2 pseudogenes are annotated in these 1,440 nt (G+C 66.9%); one reads left to right on the top strand and one right to left on the bottom strand.

Annotation, left to right across the window (positions count from 1 at the left end):
- A pseudogene (locus tag K228_RS0124960) lies at positions 1–379 on the bottom strand (right-handed parallel beta-helix repeat-containing protein); the annotation flags it as partial.
- A 156-nt stretch (positions 380–535) separates the two neighbouring features.
- Here K228_RS0124960 and K228_RS26305 point away from each other — a divergent pair.
- Positions 536–1,095 (top strand): annotated as a pseudogene (locus K228_RS26305) (DinB family protein); the annotation flags it as partial.
- Positions 1,096–1,440 lie beyond the last annotated feature (345 nt).

Genomic DNA, 1,440 nt, shown 5'->3' with positions numbered 1-1,440 from the left:
CCAGGCGTAGGGTGCCGCCGCCGGCCTGGTTCGCCGCGGTGATCGCGGCGATCAGCGCGTTGGGGTCGCAGGGCACCGGGGTGCCCTTGTCCTTGGTGCCCTTGTCCTTCCTGTCACCATGGCCATCGCTCTTCCAGCCCGAGTGGCCGGCCTTTCCCCAGTCGCCACCCCACTCTCCGTCAACCTTCGACCATTCCCGGTGCGGTTGGCCGTCAGTGACGGCACGGTCGGGCGAGGCCTGGTACGCGGTGGCCGGTCCGGCGCCGGCCAGGCCAGCGACTCCGGTGAGGGCCATGGCGCTGACCGCCGCGACGGCCCGGGGGACGCGGCGCCGACCGCGCCCCCCGGACGGGCGGGGGAGTCTCCTGCTCTGCAACATCGTCGTTCATCGCTTTCTGTGCGGTCGGTCCGGGTGCGGCGCCAGTGGTGCTGACGCCACAGCAGGAGTTAAGTACATAAAGACTCACAAACCACCCATAGATTGCAAAAACGAACCTAACGTGTGAAATCAGCACATATTTCGTGAAGGACCTACCTCCATGGCCAGCTCAAGCGGACGCGTACGGCCCTACTCTGGAAGCTCGATGGCCTGCCCGAGTACGACATCCACCGCCCCCTGACAGCGACCGGGACCAACCTTCTTGCCTGGTCAAGCACTTGGCGATCTGCGAGGCCTGGTACTTCGGTGAGATCTTCGACCGCCCGTTCCCGGAGCGGTTGCCGCACTGGCGCGACGCCGACGGCAGCGACCTGTGGGTTGCCCAGGACAAGACCCGAGAACAGATCATCGGCTTCTACCAGCGCGCATGGGACCATGCAGAGGCCACGATCAAAGAGCTACCCATCGACGCTCCCGGCCATGTGCCGTGGTGGCCGCGTCCCGAAGTCAAGCTGTTCAACATGGTCCACGTCCTGCAGGACACCACCCGGCATGCCGGGCACGCCGACATCCTGCGCGAACAGCTCGACGGCCGGACCGGGCTCACAGCTGAGTACGAGGAGCAGATCGACCCGGCCGCCCGCGAGACCTACCGAGCGAGGATCGGGCAAGCTGCCCGGGCAGCGACTGGTGGGCACGGCTTGTTCCGGGGCTGACGTGCCACCCACTGCCGGGCGTTCTGCGCCACGTTGACGTCGCATCACCAGGGGCCGCCCCGCGTGGTGGGCGAGGGCAGGCCAGCCGTTTGGTGATCGGACTGCTCGGGTGGGTGAGATGACGCTTCGTGTGATCTCGCTGAGATCGGCTACCCGTTCCGGCCGGTGTAGCGGGTCCGGGTGTCGCCGGCGGGGCAGTCGTAGCCCTCTTTGCAACGGAACCACACACCTTGTGACCGTTCTATGCCCATTTGGTGGTGTGGTCGGGGGCATGGTGGTGGTGGAATCTCGGGGGGCGTGGGGGTGTTACACCCTGCGTACGGCCGAGCAGGCGCCTCGCTCAGG

Origin of the sequence: Salinispora cortesiana, from assembly GCF_000484695.1 — a bacterium.
GTDB classification, from domain to species: domain Bacteria; phylum Actinomycetota; class Actinomycetes; order Mycobacteriales; family Micromonosporaceae; genus Micromonospora; species Micromonospora cortesiana.
The sequence above is the reverse complement of the archived record's forward strand: the minus strand, read 5'-3'. Positions and strand labels throughout refer to the sequence as shown.